This window comes from Paenibacillus sp. KS1, assembly GCF_001680695.1.
Lineage (GTDB): Bacteria > Bacillota > Bacilli > Paenibacillales > Paenibacillaceae > Paenibacillus_B > Paenibacillus_B suaedae.
Window position 1 is genome coordinate 17,588 of sequence record NZ_MAIS01000029.1, and the last position, 16,558, is coordinate 34,145.

Annotated in this window: 18 protein-coding genes; all 18 read right to left on the bottom strand. The window is 47.4% G+C overall.

The features are described 5' to 3' along the window. Positions 1–51: 51 nt before the first annotated feature. Positions 52–384 carry a hypothetical protein gene (locus BBG47_RS11870; protein ID WP_065291889.1) on the bottom strand — a complete coding sequence of 111 codons (333 nt, stop codon included), beginning with the start codon at positions 382–384 and terminating at the stop codon, positions 52–54. Positions 385–417: 33 nt separating this feature from the next. Beyond that, the gene (locus BBG47_RS11875) at positions 418–1,824 is read right to left on the bottom strand and encodes a flagellar assembly protein A (protein WP_028531193.1); all 1,407 of its coding nucleotides are present in this window, start codon (positions 1,822–1,824) and stop codon (positions 418–420) included. Between the two features lie 64 nt (positions 1,825–1,888). Then, positions 1,889–2,674 carry a FliA/WhiG family RNA polymerase sigma factor gene (locus tag BBG47_RS11880; protein WP_021256530.1) on the bottom strand — a complete coding sequence of 262 codons (786 nt, stop codon included), beginning with the start codon at positions 2,672–2,674 and terminating at the stop codon, positions 1,889–1,891. A gap of 15 nt (positions 2,675–2,689) precedes the next feature. Next, positions 2,690–3,121, bottom strand: a complete 432-nt coding sequence (locus BBG47_RS11885; RefSeq protein WP_021256531.1) for a hypothetical protein — start codon at positions 3,119–3,121, stop codon at positions 2,690–2,692. 1 nt (position 3,122) lies between these two features. Further along, on the bottom strand, positions 3,123–3,617 hold the full coding sequence (locus tag BBG47_RS11890) for a chemotaxis protein CheD (protein ID WP_021256532.1): 495 nt from the start codon (positions 3,615–3,617) through the stop codon (positions 3,123–3,125). Next, on the bottom strand, positions 3,614–4,234 hold the full coding sequence (locus BBG47_RS11895) for a chemotaxis protein CheC (protein ID WP_021256533.1): 621 nt from the start codon (positions 4,232–4,234) through the stop codon (positions 3,614–3,616). The genes BBG47_RS11890 and BBG47_RS11895 overlap by 4 nt, the downstream gene beginning before the upstream one ends. Before the next feature lie 4 nt (positions 4,235–4,238). Further along, positions 4,239–4,700, bottom strand: a complete 462-nt coding sequence (locus BBG47_RS11900; protein ID WP_044356881.1) for a chemotaxis protein CheW — start codon at positions 4,698–4,700, stop codon at positions 4,239–4,241. Between the two features lie 58 nt (positions 4,701–4,758). After that, positions 4,759–6,843: a chemotaxis protein CheA gene (locus tag BBG47_RS11905; RefSeq protein ID WP_065291890.1), complete on the bottom strand. Its 2,085-nt coding sequence runs from the start codon at positions 6,841–6,843 to the stop codon at positions 4,759–4,761. A 41-nt stretch (positions 6,844–6,884) separates the two neighbouring features. Further along, positions 6,885–8,243 (bottom strand): protein-glutamate methylesterase/protein-glutamine glutaminase, encoded by a 1,359-nt coding sequence (locus BBG47_RS11910; protein ID WP_083189243.1) that lies wholly within the window; start codon positions 8,241–8,243, stop codon positions 6,885–6,887. Between the two features lie 67 nt (positions 8,244–8,310). Beyond that, complete coding sequence (locus BBG47_RS11915) at positions 8,311–9,225, bottom strand: MinD/ParA family protein (RefSeq protein WP_065291891.1); 915 nt, start codon at positions 9,223–9,225, stop codon at positions 8,311–8,313. Positions 9,226–9,229: 4 nt separating this feature from the next. Beyond that, positions 9,230–10,588: a flagellar biosynthesis GTPase FlhF gene (flhF, locus tag BBG47_RS11920; RefSeq protein ID WP_065291892.1), complete on the bottom strand. Its 1,359-nt coding sequence runs from the start codon at positions 10,586–10,588 to the stop codon at positions 9,230–9,232. Further along, positions 10,585–12,618, bottom strand: a complete 2,034-nt coding sequence (gene flhA, locus BBG47_RS11925; RefSeq protein ID WP_021256538.1) for a flagellar biosynthesis protein FlhA — start codon at positions 12,616–12,618, stop codon at positions 10,585–10,587. Before flhA ends, flhF begins: the two co-directional genes overlap by 4 nt. 32 nt (positions 12,619–12,650) lie before the next feature. After that, positions 12,651–13,787: a flagellar biosynthesis protein FlhB gene (gene flhB / locus BBG47_RS11930; RefSeq protein ID WP_021256539.1), complete on the bottom strand. Its 1,137-nt coding sequence runs from the start codon at positions 13,785–13,787 to the stop codon at positions 12,651–12,653. Continuing rightward, positions 13,787–14,575, bottom strand: a complete 789-nt coding sequence (fliR, locus tag BBG47_RS11935) for a flagellar biosynthetic protein FliR (protein ID WP_065291893.1) — start codon at positions 14,573–14,575, stop codon at positions 13,787–13,789. Before fliR ends, flhB begins: the two co-directional genes overlap by 1 nt. Positions 14,576–14,586: 11 nt before the next feature. After that, entirely contained in the window at positions 14,587–14,856 is a 270-nt protein-coding gene (gene fliQ, locus BBG47_RS11940; RefSeq protein WP_021256541.1) for a flagellar biosynthesis protein FliQ, read from the bottom strand. A 34-nt stretch (positions 14,857–14,890) separates the two neighbouring features. Further along, positions 14,891–15,643, bottom strand: coding sequence for a flagellar type III secretion system pore protein FliP (fliP, locus tag BBG47_RS11945; protein WP_021256542.1), 753 nt, complete (start codon positions 15,641–15,643; stop codon positions 14,891–14,893). Between the two features lie 8 nt (positions 15,644–15,651). Then, positions 15,652–16,191, bottom strand: coding sequence for a flagellar biosynthetic protein FliO (locus BBG47_RS11950; protein WP_021256543.1), 540 nt, complete (start codon positions 16,189–16,191; stop codon positions 15,652–15,654). A 4-nt stretch (positions 16,192–16,195) separates the two neighbouring features. Beyond that, complete coding sequence (locus tag BBG47_RS11955) at positions 16,196–16,558, bottom strand: response regulator (protein WP_005550576.1); 363 nt, start codon at positions 16,556–16,558, stop codon at positions 16,196–16,198.

Sequence of the window (16,558 nt, forward strand, 5' to 3'; positions counted from 1 at the left end):
TAAATGCAAGCGCCGCGATCCTCACGTTATGCGGGAACCCGGCGCCACCATTTAACACATGAAATCGATATGCTTTCCTTTGAAAGGATGTTGAGCCGGAACCATGACTTGCTCAGTTTCATCTTGTTTTTGCTCCGAATGGCTGTTATCGCTTCCATCCCGTTCTGCATGGTTCCCACCTTCATGATGTTGATTGCGAATGCGAGCATCCTGTGATGACTCCACCTGTGCATTTCGTTCCCGCGACTTTTCCATCAACCTTTGGGCTTGGTCGTTCAGTATCGCTTGTTCTGTTACAGGACGCTGTTGCTGTTGATGCTGCAATGTCGATGACTCTTGCGTTCGTGGTATCGCGATTTGCATTTCTACAGGCTTCCAATTCATCGAATCACCCCGGTTAGGCTATTGTCCTTCACCTTAACGGTAAGTTGTCATCATGATATCGCCGTCAACGATCCGGAAGGAAATACGCTGAGCCATGTCTTTGATGAAACGAACATTGCGGCCAATAACCAGCTTAGCTCCACCGTATATCGTATGAGACACATCTATGGAAGACACAGCTGTGTCCTCAAGCAACTTCTCAATCTCCAGCATACGCTCTCGCATTTCAGTCTGCTCTCCAACAAGCTGCTTTTTCGTAGAATTCAGCTTAATGCGCATGCCTAGCTTCTCCCCTGTCAACTGCCCAGTAGCGGCAAGCTGATCGAGTATGCGAAGTGCCTTTTCGGTTTTTTCTACGTTTTCAATATTATATTTAAGCTTAGTCCGTAAATCCGTCAATTCATTGCGCAAATCTGGCAGCACCCCTACTTCAATTACGGTGGCCGTGGACATCGTATTGCCAATTGTACGTGCAATCACTCGCTCACCTGCTTGTACAATCCCGCCCACAATAAGTCCCTTGGTGCCTTGGCATACAACCCGCTTGCCTGCTCGAATATTGGAGTGCATAATACTCTGCGATACATTGACCTCAGTGCCCGCAACGACGGTGGCCTCCTGAATGAACGAACATTTCACATGGGTTCCGGCCTTGACCATCCCTTTATTGCCGGCAATAATGCCTCCGCTTACCTCAATGCAGCCTTCCGCAGTAAGCGTTGCACCTTCCACGCCGCCATATACGCGAATATCTCCCGAAGCTTTCACAGTAAAGCCTGTCAGCACATTGCCGCGAATGACAATCGTACCGACAAAATCAATATTACCAGTGCGATAGTCCACATCTCCGTTTACTTCATACACAGGGAACACACTAATTCGTTCCGGCTCAATACGGGATATGAGTCCGTCAATCGCCGAATAAAGCGCATTTTCCGCCTCATCTAGAACAACATTCTTCCCTTGCTTGAATCGTGCCTCACGCCCAGTGATGGCCTTCATCTCCTCACCAAGAACGGACATGCCGGGTATCCCTTCTTGGCTCGGAATTCGCTTGGCTATCATTTGACCCTTCTTCACATTGTCCAACTGCTTCACTTCACGGAAATTAACCGTTCCGTCTTCCCGTTCAGCCGGCTTGGACTCCTTCCCGTTCTGCGGAAGCAGAAGCTCTATTCGACCATCTACACCGTGTACGGGTGCTTTTCCATGAGCGACCATCGTCGCACCTCGAGCAAAATTGTTCGGATTCGCAGCGATATCCTTCAATACCTGAGACTGTACTCCATATCGAATGCCGTAGGAACGCAGCAATTCGTCCAGCTCTTCAATCGTGCACGTGAGCCCTTCAACAGCCTTCTTAAAATGGAGATGCGCCTGCAATTTATCTTCAGATACGGTTACTTCCAAATACTCTTCCAATGCCAATGTCATACTCACGAAAAACCCCCCTTTCTTTTTCTCTTTATTCAGCGTAGTTTCTTCTCAACTATTCCGTATCCCATCAATTTTCCATCAGCATTGGCTTCTGCTTCTCCAATACGGTTCGAAGTCTCAGTATCGCCTTAGAGTGCAGCTGCGAAATTCGAGATGGTGATAGTGACATCACTTCCGCTATCTCACTTAGTGACAAATCCTCATAATAGAACAAGGAGATCACTGTTCTCTCTTTATCGGTTAATTTATCAATTCCCTGAACAAGTGCTTCCTTTAAATAGTACTCATTTACCTTATACTCCGGATTCTTCGCCGTCTCATCGATAAGAAGCGATATTCGCGTCTCAGAGTCGTCCTCACGAATCGGATCTTCCAATGAACAAATCGACATGATCGATACGTCTTGAAGCATCCCTTGGAAGTCCTTCTCACTGACTTGCAAATAGGAGCTCATCTCTTCATCCGTAACTGTACGCAAGTATTGCTGCTCCAATTGCTGATAAGCCTCTTCAATTTTCTTCGCCTTCTCTCTTACCGAGCGAGGTACCCAATCTCCAGAACGCAGTCCGTCTAGGATGGCTCCACGAACCCGCCATGAGGCATAGGTTTCAAATTGCAGCCCTCTGTGGTAATCGAATTTCTCAACAGCATCTATCAGGCCAATCACACCATGGCTTGCCAGATCGTCCTTACTTACATTGCGAGGCAGACCTGCAGCAAGTCGATTCGATACGAAGTCGACGATCGATAGATGATTTTCTATCAATTGCCGCTTCGCATCCTGATCACCATGATCCTTCCAGCGTTCCCACAGTCCCTCTTGCGAGCCAGGTTGTAATTTCTGTACGCTCACCGACAGTCAACCTCCTTACTTTTGTACGAAGTGACGAACAGCCTGTGCCAATTCCTCCGCATCTGGTTGCGCTTTGGTCACGAGCTTGGGTGGTTGCAGCGGTTGGAACGAGCCGCCTTCATCTTCTACCGGATTTGACTTCGAATCTGCACCGTTCGGCCGCAGTAAATCTCGAAGAACATCCTCTTCATCCGGAGTTGTCATGTCCAACATCGTCCCTGCGTTTGGATTCTTAGATGCGCCGGCCTCAGGCTGCTTGCCTTCATCGTCAGATAGCAGCACGCCCAAGGCAAATCTGACCCCATATGCGAGTCCGAACCATATTACAAACGCAATAATTGCTCGGAGCAGACTCGTCGTCCATACATTATTGCTCCATGACACCATTAAGGCAAAGATAGATCCAACAGCACCGAATATGTAATTCCAACGTATTGTTCCTCTCATGCTATATATCCTTTTCACCCATCTGCACGCTGCGAATGTGAAGTCTCCCGTCATCACAGAACAGTTCTATCGTTCTCCCATAATTGGCGCCTGTGTCTTCGGCATGAAGCGGGATACTGTATTGCTCCAACATCGATTTGCAGGAATCTACATTCCGTGGTCCGATACGCATCATATCGTTATTCGAAGCAAAAGCAAACATCTGGGCGCCTCCAGCCATCTTCGCATGAACCCGGGACAGAGAAGCACCCGCTTCTGTCATACGGCGTATCAATTCTGGAATGGCAGTATCCGCATACTTGGCGATGTTGCGATTCCCCTCTCTAGCAATATCCGAAGACGGCAGCATAACATGCGCCATTCCGGCAATTTTGGCAACCGGGTCATATAACGTCAATCCAACGCACGATCCGAGACCGGTCGTTCGTAAGGAACCGAAACGGCATACCTGCAAATCAGCCATTCCGACTTTTACAACCGTCGACTCTTCTATCATTCGAATGGCACTCCCAATGCAGCAAATATTTTGTCAAAAGAGTCCGGGTCAGGTATTAAGAAAAAGGTTCCTTGCACTTCATCGCAGTCTTGCAAAAACTTCGTATCGATTAGCAACGCGCTGTCTCCCATTTCCCCGTATTGCAGTATTCCGTAGTTGAGCACTGCGCCCGCCATATCGATAGCAAGCTGAGGAACCGTTGGCGACATCGCCATATGAGTGAAATCTGCCAAGGAAGACAAGTAAGAACCTGCTAAAATGTTGCCGATCTCCGACAAGGCGGACAATTCCATGTCATTGAAACATTGACTCGTATCTGAAGGCAATGCTTCCAAGTGCGACAAAAGACGCTTAGCGGCATCCGTATCGAACATAAAGAACAAATGACTTGGCGCATCTCCTTCGACACGAAAATATATTGCAATCACAACATGTTCTGCGCCACCAACCTCGTCCGCAATTTCCTCGAACGGCAGAAGCCGCACCTTCGGTACAGCCATGTCAATCGGTCGGTTGAGCAGCCGGGATAGTGCCGTTGCGGCGTTGCCAGCACCAATATTCCCGACTTCCTTCAGAACATCCAGCTTGAACTCTCCGAGTCGTTCGAATAAGTGCACGCTGTTATGCCTCAAGCTGTTCTAATCGAATAATTTCACTCTTATTCAGCACTTCGGCCAAATGGAGCATAATAAGTAAACGGTCATCCCCAATCTTAGCTACGCCGCGCAAGTATTTGGCTTGAATGCCGCCCACAACCTCTGGGGCCGGTTCGATATCTTCGTCCATAATATCAATAACATCATTGGCACTATCCACGATAAAGCCAACTTCCAAATCTTCATAAGCTACGATAATAATACGAGATTGTTCCGTCACTTCCGCAGACGGCAATCCGAATCGACCACGAAGCTCGATGACCGGAACAACAACCCCGCGCAAGTTAATAACACCTTTAATGAAGTCGTATGTTTTCGGAACCCGTGTGATAGGGAGCATACGCTCTATCGTTTTTACCTTTTCAACTTCGATTCCGTATTCTTCTTCCCCTAACGTAAAGACAACGACCTTTAACTCTTCTGCCATGTCACGTCCTCCTTCATTTGAATATGACTATTTTGCAATCATAAATAGACATTGAGGATTACTTCAGCAACGCATTCGGATCAATGATCAATGCAACTTGTCCATCACCGAGAATCGTTGCTCCTGAGAAGCCTGGCGCATTTTTTAAATAGCTTCCTAATGGCTTCAGAACAATTTCGCTTTGACCGATAAAGTCATCGATAGCCAATGCCGCTATACGGTCACCTTTGCGTACGATGATGATCTCAACCTCTTCTTCCTCCATGTCCGAATAATTCGGGCAATCGAAAAGTGTGCTGAGTGATAGAAGAGGGATTACACTGTCTCGGTAATCAACCATCCGGATACCACCATGAACCCGGCGTATTTTTTCTTTCTTGACCATGCTTGTCTCCACAATAGAGCTAAGCGGAATCGCATACTTCTCACTTCCCAAACGGAAGAGCATTGCCGATAATATGGACAATGTAAGCGGGAGCTGCACGATAAACTTCGTTCCTTGTCCCAGCTTAGACTCAACAATGACGTGTCCACCTAAAGATGTAATCTTGGATCTTACTACATCCAGTCCAACACCCCTGCCAGATATATCCGAGACCTTCTCTGCCGTACTGAATCCAGATGCGAATAGCAGCATGTATACCTGCTCATCACTCATTTGAGCTGCTCTCTCCGCAGTGACAACACCATTCTTGATGGCTTTCTTCAATACCATCGCACGGTCGATTCCGTGACCATCTTCTTCAATTTCGATGAAGACATGATTGCCGCTGTGGAAAGCCCGCAAATGAACAGTCCCTGTTTCTGGCTTGCCGGCTGCGATACGATCCTCAATAGATTCAATACCGTGGTCAACTGCATTGCGCAGCAAGTGAACAAGTGGATCTCCGATCTCATCAATTACAGTGCGGTCAAGCTCTGTCTCAGCACCGGTTATAATAAAGTCTATCTTCTTATCAAGTGATTTGGCTAAGTCACGCATCATCCGCGGGAATCTGCTGAATACCGTATCAACAGGAACCATGCGCAGCTTAAGCACAATATTTTGCAAATCAGAGCTTACTCGTGACAAATGCTCCACGGTATCTGTCAAATCATGATGCTTGAGATCACCTGACAATTGCTCGAGCCGTACGCGATCAATGAGCATTTCGCTTAGTAGATTCATCAGTACATCGAGCCGTTCAATATCTACGCGAATCGTCCGGTTTGCAACTGCTTTTCCAGTTGCTGGCGTGCTGCTTGGTTTGCGTGCAGGCGCAGACGAAGCTTCGGATGCCGCTGGCTGCTCTGTCTTCACTTCTGGCTTGGCTGGCGCTGCAGTTGCTGCTGCTTCTTGTCTGCCTGCTTGTACTTCTTCGATTTGACTATTCCAATTGCGGATGTCTTCAAGCGTGAATGGCTGTACTTGTACGCTGTCCAGCTCTGAGACTTGTCCGATCTCTTGCTGCAATCGCTCGGCATCTTCACCGCTGACAAAGAATACGGTAAAGCCATTGTCGAACTTATCCTGCTCTATGTCCTGTGCAGGAGGATTCGACTTCACTACTTCACCGTACTGCCCAAGCACCTGAAATACCATATAGGCTCTAGCTGCCTTTAGTACGCAATCTTCACGCAATTGGATGTGGATGTAGTACACATGCATGCCTGCTTCCACCGATTGTTCCAAGATACTTCTCTGGAATTCATCAAGCCGCTCATTTTGCTCTTCAGCATCATCTGCGGAGCTTCCGTCTGCGGAAGAAGCTTCCTTCTTGTAATCGCCTTTGACAATCGATTGGAGAGCTGCAACAATTGCCGTCACATCTGCCTTGCCTTCTCCACCGTTAGTAATATCGGAGACCATAGCTTCCAAAGCATCCAAGCTTCGGAATAACGTATCAAAAATAAAGGAGTCCATCGCGAGCTGTTGGTTTCTTACAAGATCCAATACATTTTCCATCTGGTGTGTTAATGAGGCCAAATCCTCAAACCCCATTGTCGCCGACATCCCTTTTAAGGTGTGGGCCGACCTGAAAATGACTTGCACGATCCCAACATCGTCTGGCTGGTTCTCCAACTCTAGCATGTGCTCGTTCAACGCTTGCAAATGGTCGTTCGCTTCGTCAATAAACATGGACAAATATTGATTCAAATCCATGCTCGAACACCTCCTTTAACGATTTGCACAACAGTATCTGATCATTTCATTGCATGTGTAATGGACTTTGCCATCTGATGTAGTGGAATGACTTGCGATACGCATCCCAACTCGATTGCCGCGCGCGGCATGCCGAAGACGACGCAGCTTTCTTCACTTTCGACAAAGGTTGAAGTTACGCCCTCGTCGGCCAACCGTTTCATCATTTTCGCACCGTCACTACCCATTCCCGTCAACAGCACGATATGCCGTTTCAGTCCCTTCAACGGCAGTAGTGATTCGAACAGGGAATCTACTGATGGACGATGTCCGTTGCGGGGCTCACCTTTGGATAAAGCAATCGAATAATTCCCCTCTGCATTGCGCACGACCATCATATGCATGCCACCTGGTGCAATGTAAGCTACCCCAGTCTGCAGCACATCGCCATGCTGCGCTTCCCTTACTTCAATATCACTGTAATTGTTCAAACGTTCAGCTAATGATTTTGTGAAATTAGGCGGCATATGCTGAACCACCAATATCGGTGCGGGAATATGTTTAGGTAATGCTGACAACAGCTCTTTCAATGCACGCGGACCGCCCGTCGATGTCCCAATGGCAACAATTTGCTCAAATCTCGTTGAGTTGGCTGCATTCGCTGTTCCAACGAATTCTGAGGCACTCAGATGCGTGACATCTAGGCGCTCTTCGTGAATAGGATGCAATTCCTCGTTCGCATTCGGAGCAACTGGCTTCCCGGCACGAGTACGGCCAATAATCGGCGTATCCTCCATGCTGCGCTGTGTCTGCATTTCCTTCGCTGCCAATTTTGCAGCCGCTCTAGAAGTAATCGGGCTCTTCGCTCTCTGCTTATTTCCATCATCTGTACGAGACTTTAAACCGGATTGATGCGGAGGCCTTAGGACGAGCTCTTCTGTCGATAAAGCAGCTGCGTACTCCCGCTTTAGCCGCTCCCCTTGTTCCCGCAGTCGTTCCAGCTGACGCTTTCTTTCTTGAGAAGCAATTGCAGTATGCAGCTTCTCCCGCAGCATTTCTCCAACCTTATGTATATCTTTCGTCCCACCCGCAGGGCTTGGTTTACATACGAAGTCAAAAGCTCCATATTCAAGTGCGGATAATGTCTCCGAGCGCCCTTCTTCTGTTAAACTTGACAGCATAATGACCGGGGTAGGGCAATCTGTCATTATGCTCTGAAGTGCTACGAGGCCATTCTGAATCGGCATCTCAACATCCAGCGTCACTGCATCTGGCTTCAGTTCCATCACTTTGTGTACAGCATCTACACCATTAGAGGCAGTACCGATAATCTCAAAGGAATGATCCTGGATAATTAAATCAGATATAATCGTTCGCATGAAGGCCGAGTCGTCCACGACAAGCACTTTCTTGGTTGTCAATTTCTCATCACGCTCCCTAAGCAGCCATTTGTGAATGCTGCGTCCTCCATTTCTTCATGCCTTACATTTAGGAGGACCATCTGCCCAGCCATTTCCGCAAAAATTGCTTAACCCCTCCAGCTTGTCCAGTCTGCCCGATTCCGTGAATGTAAGCATTGGCTAGTTCACGAAGCTGCTTGGCAACTATACATTGTGGATACAAAATAGCGAATGGAATTTGCCTCTTTACGGCCTGCATCACATGGGGATCATCATATAAAATCCCTAGCGTCGGAATCGGACGATTCAAGAATCGCTCCGCTACCGTTGATAATCGCTCAGCCGTCTGGCTTCCCTCTTTCCAATCTGAAGCTCGGTTGATGACAAGACGGAACGAATGATCAGGTCTCGCAGCGGAAACGACCTTAATCAGTGCATAGGCATCCGCAATGGATGTTGGCTCAGGTGTGGTTACAACAAGCGTCTCATCCGCTGCTGAGAGAAATTGCATCGTCTCCTTACTCAGCCCCGCTCCCGTATCAAACAAGATGACATCATACTGTGATGACCATTTCTCCATTTCTTGGATGAAGTGTTCAATATGAACGGAAGGCATATCCAATAATTCTTGGAATCCGGAGCCTCCTGGAATGTAGTGCATTCCTCGAGGACCTACCTGAATAATATCCTGCAGGGAGTGCCCGTCTCGCAAGACGTGCATGAGGCTAACACCTGATGTCGCACCGAGCAGAACATCAATGTTCCCCATGCCGATATCCGCATCGAATACAAGTGTTCGATACCCCGCATCTTGTAGGGAGAGCGCGAAGTTCAACGTAAAATTGGATTTTCCCACGCCGCCCTTACCGCTCGTAACGGCAATAATACGTGCAGTTCGAACTTCAGAGCTTCCCTGCGCCATCCGAGATGACACCGTGGAACCAACTCTTTCATGACGGGATTCTACCAACTGTCTTAGTCCTTCTGCTTGATCGTAGCTCATTTCGTCATGCACCTACTATTCGTCTTACCGCTTCATCCACCTGGAACGGCTCGATATCGTCCGGGACATTCTGTCCTGTAGTTATATAACTGAACGGAATCGTCGTTCGATCTGCAAGTTCAAGCACTGAACCGAATGTATCTGTCTCATCCGCCTTCGTGAATATGATCCGATCGATGCGCTGTCTTGAGAATCGCTCCAGTATAGCGATCATATCTTCCGTCTTGGAAGTTAAGCTCAAGACGAGGAATGTCTCACTGTCTGGGAACGGCTTAAGCATCGTATTCAACTCATTCACATACATATCGTTGCGGAAATTGCGCCCTGCTGTATCCATAATGATCAGATCACAGCCTTGAAGCGCCCGCAATGCCCGTTCCGTGTCATTGGGCGAGGTCACAACCTCCATCGGAACGTTCAATATCGATGCATATGTTCTGAGTTGTTCAACAGCTGCAATTCGATAGGTGTCAGAAGCAATTAGACCTACCTTGCGTTGATGATGGAACATTTGATCTGCAGCCAGCTTCGCAATCGTCGTCGTCTTACCTACACCAGTCGGCCCAACGACATACAAAATGCGGGTAGCAGGTGTCAATCCATGGACAACATGCGACTGAAGCTTCTCTTCTACGATATCTTTCACATAGCCCCTCAGCACATCAGAATCAGGCTCTTCCTCACGGTTCAACTTGCATTGCTCCCAAGCCTGCTGCACGTATCCATATGCAGCCTCTTGCGACAGTCCTTGAAGCCTGAGATGACGCTCTACCTCCTGTGCACTCTCTGACCATGAATCATAGTTGACGCGCTCCATTACTTTACGCATCATCCGTTTCATTTCAGCCAATTCTTTCTGTAAATGCGGGTCAGTCGGATCTTGTTCAATCGATGTCATCGGCATAACGGCCCGTTCAGACCGTGCAAATGGAAGCTGCGTCCAAGGCACAGCAGTACTCTCTTCTTCTAAATCAGCCGACATCGTCTGCATGGAATTTGGAGGCTGAACCGCCCTATTAGAGCTCATTGACTGCGGTTGGGCGGTTCCACGTTCCACATTTTTTGCAGACTGACCATTGCTGCCGCCTCCCCCATACATGGAGCGAGCAACCGATGAAGGAACATACGATTGCATCGTCCCATTGAAAGGAGGAGTATTGGGTTCTGTGGAAGACTTGGCTGTAGGCTTAGCTTGTTCGTCGACCGCCGCCACTACTTCAATAGCTCGCTTACGGAACATGCCAAGAATACCGCCTGTCTTAACTTCTTTGGTACTGACAATGACCGCATCTTTTCCAAGTTCTTGCCTGATTTGACTCATGGCCTCCGGCATCGTTTCGACGAGGTATTTTTTCACCCTCATACATTCACCACTCCGACGCTTTGAATTTCAACATTTGGTTCAAGCTCATTGTAGGACAGAACCGGAACATCCTGCATCGCACGCTCCATAAGCTGCCGCAAGTACATACGAATGTTCGGAGATGCCAGCATGATCGGCGAATGTCCGGTCTGTAGCAGCTTCTGAATCTGTTCACTCATGCGCTGATATACCTGCTGTGTCGTATTCGGATCTAGAACAAGGTAAGAACCATGCTCGTTCTGCTGCACATTGTCCGAAATTTTCTTTTCCAAGCTTGGTCCAATTGTGATCACACGCAGCGTCTCGCCTGGAGTTGAATATTGCTGTGTAATCTGGCGAGCAAGCGCTTGACGCACATATTCCGTTAATACATCCGGATCCTTCGTATATGTACCGTAATCTGCCAGTGTTTCGAATATGGTTACCAGATCGCGAATCGAGATCTTCTCTCGCAGAAGCTTCGCCAGAACTTTCTGAACATCCCCGATCGTCAATACATTTGGAATCAGTTCATCCACAAGAGCAGAATATTGTTCCTTAACCGTTTCAACAAGCGATTTCGTCTCCTGACGTCCAATAAGCTCGTGTGCATGCTTTTTAACGATTTCAGTCAGATGCGTAGCCACAACAGAAGGCGGATCTACTACCGTATATCCTGCCAATTCGGCACGCTCCTTCATCGCATCATCCACCCATAATGCTGGTAGTCCGAATGCCGGCTCTACCGTTTCAATTCCTGATACCGATTCATCATCATAACCGGGATTCATCGCCAGATAATGATTGAGTAGAAGCTCCCCTCGGGCTACCGCATTGCCCTTAATCTTGATGACATATTCATTCGGCTTCAATTGGATATTGTCTCGAATGCGGATGACAGGAACGACCAAGCCGAGCTCTAACGCGCATTGGCGTCGAATCATAATAATACGGTCGAGCAAATCCCCGCCTTGCTGTGTATCCGCAAGCGGAATGAGTCCATAACCGAACTCAAATTCAATCGGATCAACCTGCAGCAAATTGATTACACTCTCTGGACTGCGCACTTCTTCAATCTGCAGTTCTTCCTCAAGCTGCTCTTCTTCGATTTGCCGCTCATCGATGTTCTTCTGCATCCGATATCCGGCAATCCCAAGAATGACAGCAAATGGAATCGTAGATCCAATTCCAATTGGCGTAAGTAATCCAAGTAACGCGATCGTGCCTGATACGATATAGAGCAGCTTCGGATAAGCAAACATCTGCGCTCGCAAATCTTCTGCCAAGTTTCCATCAGATGCCGCCCTTGTTACGATAAGACCTGCTGCGGTCGAAATAAGAAGCGCTGGAATCTGGCTGACAAGTCCATCACCAATCGACAATATCGAATAAGTAGATGCTGCATCGCCAAATGATTTTCCATGCATCGCCATTCCGATAATGAAGCCACCGATCAAGTTAATAAGCAGGATGATGATACTTGCAATCGCATCCCCTTTTACGAATTTACTGGCACCGTCCATGGCGCCATAGAAATCCGCTTCTCGGCTAATCTTATCGCGGCGATCACGGGCCTGCTGTTCGTTGATAAGTCCTGCATTCAAGTCTGCGTCAATTGCCATTTGCTTACCCGGCATCGCATCGAGCGTAAAGCGTGCTGATACTTCAGCGACCCGCTCAGAGCCTTTCGTAATAACAATAAACTGTACAATGACAAGAATGAGGAAGACGACAAGACCAACCGCAATATTTCCCTGGGTTATCCACTCACCGAATGTGGCAACAACGTCACCAGCTTCGCCATTCGTAAGGATTTGCTTCGTAGTGGATATGTTCAATGCGAGTCGGAACAATGTCGTAATGAGCAGCATAGCCGGGAAAATCGAGAAGTTCAACGCTTCCCTCGTATTCATGGCAATGAGCAAAATCATGAGCGCGATCGATATATTGATTACGAGTAAAATGTCAAGCAACCAGGTCGGTATAGGTAAAACCATCATGAGTACGATACCGATAATACCGACCAAGACGAATAAATCTCTCGTTTTCACGGAATGCACCCTCCATCCTTGATCAAGATTAATCAATTGCCTTTGCCTTTTACTTTGTATACGTATGCCAGTACCTCAGCCACGGCTTGGAACAAATCGGCCGGAACGGTATCGCCAATATCGGCCCTCTGATACAAAGCACGGGCGAGCGGCTTGTTTTCCATCGTTATGACGCCGTGTTCCTTGGCAATCTGTTTAATACGGAGCGCGACGTAATCCTGTCCCTTGGCTACAATCTCCGGTGCTTCCATCGCACCACCATCATATTTCAGTGCAATTGCGAAGTGCGTCGGGTTCGTAATGACGACGTCTGCTTTCGGAACCTCCTGCATCATGCGCATGAGTGCCATACGCCGCTGTCGTTCACGAATTTTACCCTTAATAAGAGGGTCACCTTCGGTCTTCTTGAATTCGTCCTTAATGTCCTGTTTTGACATCCGTAAACTTTTCTCGTATTCATATCGTTGATACATGTAATCCAGAGCGGCAAGCACACATAACGCCACTCCAATCTTCATGCCAAGCATAAGTGTCAAATGCCCTGTAAATGACATGATGTCATTCAAAGGAACATGGGACAGCATGACGATCGTATCTCGCTCCCCCCACAATGAGGTGTAGACGATTACACCGATCGTCGTGAGCTTCATAATCGATTTCAGAAATTCAACTACAGAACGCATGGAAAAAATATTTTTGAAACCTTTTACCGGATCAATCTTCTCCAGCTTCATCTTCAGCGGCTCACCAGTAAATAAGAAGCCCACCTGCATGTAGTTGACGACGAGCGCAATAACGATTGCTGAAATAAACAACGGTGCCAGTATAACCATCAGTTTAAGAAATATGGAACTGAAGTAGTCCAGCACATTGTTCGCCGTCACATCCATTGTAAGCCGATTCTGCAGCACATCTTGGAACAGCTCGACGATCCGATCCTTCATAAAACCGCCGAGCACGAACAAGCAAGAGAACCCAGCCAAGAGAATGAACGCTCCTGAGAGATCCATACTTTTGGCAACTTGCCCTTTCTTGCGGGTTTCTTGCCTCTTTTTCGGCGTTGCTTTCTCTGTCTTCTCTTGCGAGAACAGCTGCAAATCAAGAGGATAACGCAGTACATATGCGTGGCGATTCGACTCATCTCTGTGTACATCGTGAAGCTGCTTCATCATCTCGCCCCCTGCATCATGCGTAGCAGCTGATCGAGCGCTTCGAACAGCGTAGAGAACAATTGCTGCAGTACGTAAACAAGACCTGGTACGACTAGCAGCAGCATAAGAAGACCAACAATTAGCTTAAGCGGAATCCCAACGACGAAAATATTGAATTGCGGCGCCGTTCGCGCTAGAAATCCAAGTGCTACGTCCGTTAAAAATAGAGCGACGATAAGCGGTGCAGACACTTGGAAAGCAATGGTGAATGCTTCAGTGAATGACTTAACAATGAAATCTGTAATATTCCCATTTGCGATTTGAGCAAAAAAAGCATTCTCATCTAGCGGCAGCCACTTAAAACTTTGCATAATTCCGTCGATAAAGTAATGGTGGCCATTCATTCCAAGAAACAATAGAACAACAAATATGTATTTAAAGTTGCCCATCACAGGCGAACTTGCCCCGGTCAACGGGTCAATGACATTGGCCATGCCGAACCCAATCTGCATATCGATGAACGAACCTGCTGTCTGCACGATAGAGAAGAACAGCTGTGCTAAATATCCGATGAGCAGGCCTATCATTATTTCCCGGACAATATAAATGATATAAGTTCCATCTGTCGGTACACTCTTACCAAGCCCAAACAATAAATAAGCGATTAAGCTGACAAAGAATGCAAGTCCGATCTTGAACCTAATCGGCACGCCTCGGGAAGAAAAGACAGGAACAGCGACAAAGAACGCCGTGATTCGACACATCGAGAGCAAAAAAACAGGGAAAGCTTGTACGAGCATTTCCATGGCTTCACTGCCTAACCGATATAATGATGCAAATTATTTAAAATATTGTGCGTAAAATCCACGAGTGTCGTTAAAATCCAGGGTCCGAACAACAGTACAACGATCATAACTGCCACAATTTTCGGTACGAACGCAAGCGTCTGCTCCTGAATTTGTGTCGTCGCTTGAAAAACGCTTATTAACAATCCGACGACCAAGGCAACTACCAACATCGGTGCGCTCACTTTAAGAACAGTGAACACAGCCTGTCCTGCCAGACCCATAATAAATTCTGCACTCATGTTCATTCCTCCCGTTCGCCATGTCTGACTCGCGTCATGTATTGAAGCTCATGAGCAGCGATTTCACTACAAGATACCAGCCATCTACGAGCACGAACAATAAAATCTTGAACGGCAGCGATATCATAACCGGAGGCAGCATCATCATCCCCATGGCCATAAGCGTACTGGCCACAACCATATCAATGACCAAGAATGGAATAAAGATCATAAATCCCATTTGGAACGCCGTCTTCAACTCACTGATCGCGAAAGCAGGCACGAGTACGGTTAACGGAATATCTTCGTATGTTTTCGGTTTATCCGTTTTGGTGTATTTCATAAATAAGAGCAAATCTTTCTCACGTGTATGTGAGAACATAAACTTCTTCATCGGAACAGATGCCTTCTCGAGCGCTTGGGTCTGGTTCAACTCACCCTTTAAATACGGCTGTAGGGCTGATTGATTCACTTCGCCAATTGTCGGGGACATAACAAACAAAGTTAGAAAGAGCGCCAGACCAATCAACACCTGATTGGGCGGCATCTGCTGCGTCCCTAGGGACGTCCGCACGAACCCAAGGACAACCACAATTCGTGTGAAGGAGGTCATCAGCACCAGAATTGCTGGAGCTATGCTCAATATCGTAATAAGCAGCAAAATCGAAATTGATGATGCTCCCGGTTGTCCTCCGCCCCCGACCTTAATGTCGATGTCCGGAATAATGGGAGATGCCATAGCCCAATGAGCTGACATGCTGGATACAAACAGTGCGACGGTTACAGATAGTAACAATTTTTTGTTCATGAATCCATCTACCGATCTTCTTTATTATCTTCCTTCAATAACTGCTCCACTTGCTCGCTGCGCTTTGGCATGCGCTCAAGCTTCTCATGAAACATTTCATGGAATGAGACTGACTCCGTCTCTTCTGGCTTCGTGTTACTGTCAATAGTTCGTCCATTGCGTCCAACTCGCAGACGTTGTTTCCACTCCGACCAGGATGTTGGCCATGCCGCTGTCGGCTGCTCGCGTTCAAGCGCCGCGGTAAAGCGTGCCGCTTGGGCCGGATCGGATATTTTATCGATAAGCGTAATATCTTCCCCAATGCCCAATACATAGACGACATCGCCAACTTCTACGATTTGCATCGACTTGTTTGGTCCGAGGCCGGTGCCGCCCAACGTTCGGATACTTTGGTTCATTTGCCACATTCGGTTTTTGCGGCTTAACAGCTTGATGAACAGCACGATAAGTACGATGATGACGGCAAGTGACAACAACACGGTCAATAAGCTCGATAAATATCCATCGACACCAGATGATTGCATCAGTTGACCGCTGTCAGTTTTCATACAATTAACCTAATGTCTTCTTGATTGCTTCGATTACGCGATCCGCTTGGAACGGCTTCACGATGAAGTCCTTCGCTCCTGCTTGAATCGCATCAATAACCATTGCCTGCTGTCCCATCGCGGAACACATAATGACTTTGGCATTCGGATCGGATTTGCGAATTTCTTTAAGCGCTGTAATTCCATCCATTTCCGGCATTGTAATATCCATTGTAATCAGGTCTGGTTTATGTTCTTTGTACTTTTCGATCGCCTGTGCACCGTCCGATGCTTCCGCGACAACATCATAACCATTTTTAGTTAAAATGTCGCGAATCATCATTCGCATAAACGCTGCGTCATCTACGATCAAAATACGGTTTGCCAT

What these genes read in the sequence shown, in the direction of transcription:
- BBG47_RS11885 (WP_021256531.1), bottom strand. Translation starts at nt 3,121, where the DNA reads ATGAGAGGAACAATACGTTGGAATTACATATTCGGTGCTGTTGGATCT.
- fliQ (WP_021256541.1), bottom strand. Translation starts at nt 14,856, where the DNA reads ATGAGTGCAGAATTTATTATGGGTCTGGCAGGACAGGCTGTGTTCACT.
- BBG47_RS11955 (WP_005550576.1), bottom strand. Translation starts at nt 16,558, where the DNA reads ATGGCAAACCGTATTTTGATCGTAGATGACGCAGCGTTTATGCGAATG.
- BBG47_RS11900 (WP_044356881.1), bottom strand. Translation starts at nt 4,700, where the DNA reads ATGGCAGAAGAGTTAAAGGTCGTTGTCTTTACGTTAGGGGAAGAAGAA.
- fliP (WP_021256542.1), bottom strand. Translation starts at nt 15,643, where the DNA reads ATGAACAAAAAATTGTTACTATCTGTAACCGTCGCACTGTTTGTATCC.
- BBG47_RS11905 (WP_065291890.1), bottom strand. Translation starts at nt 6,843, where the DNA reads ATGGATTTGAATCAATATTTGTCCATGTTTATTGACGAAGCGAACGAC.
- BBG47_RS11870 (WP_065291889.1), bottom strand. Translation starts at nt 384, where the DNA reads ATGAATTGGAAGCCTGTAGAAATGCAAATCGCGATACCACGAACGCAA.
- flhF (WP_065291892.1), bottom strand. Translation starts at nt 10,588, where the DNA reads ATGAGGGTGAAAAAATACCTCGTCGAAACGATGCCGGAGGCCATGAGT.
- BBG47_RS11915 (WP_065291891.1), bottom strand. Translation starts at nt 9,225, where the DNA reads ATGAGCTACGATCAAGCAGAAGGACTAAGACAGTTGGTAGAATCCCGT.
- fliR (WP_065291893.1), bottom strand. Translation starts at nt 14,575, where the DNA reads ATGGAAATGCTCGTACAAGCTTTCCCTGTTTTTTTGCTCTCGATGTGT.
- flhB (WP_021256539.1), bottom strand. Translation starts at nt 13,787, where the DNA reads ATGAAGCAGCTTCACGATGTACACAGAGATGAGTCGAATCGCCACGCA.
- BBG47_RS11950 (WP_021256543.1), bottom strand. Translation starts at nt 16,191, where the DNA reads ATGAAAACTGACAGCGGTCAACTGATGCAATCATCTGGTGTCGATGGA.
- BBG47_RS11890 (WP_021256532.1), bottom strand. Translation starts at nt 3,617, where the DNA reads ATGATAGAAGAGTCGACGGTTGTAAAAGTCGGAATGGCTGATTTGCAG.